A 935-nucleotide genomic window follows, 5' to 3' on the forward strand; every position below is an offset into this window, starting at 1 on the left:
GCAATGATCTTGGCCACGACGCCCGCGCCCACGGTACGACCGCCTTCACGGATAGCGAAGCGCAGACCTTCTTCCATGGCGATGGGGTTGATCAGCTTGACGGTGATCGACACGTTGTCGCCAGGCATGACCATTTCCTTGTCGGCTGGCAGCTCGATGGCGCCGGTCACGTCGGTCGTGCGGAAGTAGAACTGAGGGCGGTAGTTGTTGAAGAAGGGGGTGTGGCGGCCGCCTTCGTCCTTGCTCAGAACGTACACCTCAGCGGTGAAGTGCGTGTGGGGCTTGATCGAGCCGGGCTTGCACAGCACCTGGCCACGCTCCACGTCTTCGCGCTTGGTGCCGCGCAGCAGCAGACCGACGTTGTCGCCAGCCTGGCCTTGGTCCAGCAGCTTGCGGAACATTTCCACGCCGGTGCAGGTGGTCTTGACGGTGTCCTTGATGCCGACGATTTCGATTTCTTCGCCGACCTTGATGATGCCGCGCTCGATACGGCCGGTCACCACGGTGCCGCGGCCGGAGATGGAGAACACGTCTTCCACGGGCATCAGGAAGGCGCCGTCCACTGCGCGCTCGGGCGTGGGGATGTAGGTGTCCAGGGCTTCGGCCAGCTTCATGATGGCTTCTTCACCCAGCTTGCCCTTGTCGCCTTCCAGGGCGAGCTTGGCGGAGCCGCGGATGATCGGGGTGTCGTCGCCAGGGAAGTTGTATTTGTCGAGGAGTTCGCGCACTTCCATTTCGACGAGTTCGAGCAGTTCTTCGTCGTCCACCATGTCGCACTTGTTCAGGAACACGATGATGTAGGGCACGCCCACCTGGCGGGCCAGCAGGATGTGTTCGCGGGTCTGGGGCATGGGGCCGTCAGCGGCCGAGCACACCAAAATGGCGCCGTCCATCTGGGCTGCGCCGGTGATCATGTTCTTCACATAGTCGGCGTG

General features: G+C 62.6%; 1 protein-coding gene. It reads right to left on the reverse strand.

Going from position 1 to position 935, the window contains the following annotated elements:
* Window positions 1–935 (reverse strand): elongation factor Tu (gene tuf / locus AC1Q5S_RS22290; RefSeq protein ID WP_492239462.1); only part of this gene is annotated, 935 nt, incomplete at both ends.

Source organism: Acidovorax sp. GW835-FHT14B10, from assembly GCF_058793725.1.